This window comes from Pseudomonas sp. PME37.24/025, from assembly GCF_055556615.1.
Genome location: NZ_JBVHNK010000211.1, coordinates 1 through 271 on the forward strand (window position 1 = coordinate 1; position 271 = coordinate 271).

Here is a 271-nt window from a genome sequence, read left to right on the forward strand (position 1 = left end):
CCTCTCCTGAATCACCCTGTAGGAACAGAAACTCATGAAGCTGACCTTTACCCTCCCCGACCAATCCCCCCTCCACGCCGACATCGATACCCTGGTCATCGCCGGCTGGGCCGGCCGCGACATGGCGGCCATCGAGCATCACATCGAAGAACTGGAAGCGCTGGGCATCTCGCGTCCCAGCGCGGTACCGCTGTTCTATCGCGTCTCGGCCAACCAGTTCTCGCAGGCCGCGCAGGTGCAGGTGCTGGGCGAGGCGTCGTCCGGTGAAGTG

Annotated in this window: 1 protein-coding gene; it reads left to right on the forward strand. The window is 63.8% G+C overall.

The window, feature by feature from the left end; all coding sequences use genetic code 11:
* Nucleotides 1-34: 34 nt before the first annotated feature.
* On the forward strand, nucleotides 35-271 hold a 237-nt coding region (locus ACZ3HH_RS30105; RefSeq protein WP_465810240.1), incomplete at its 3' end, for a DUF2848 family protein.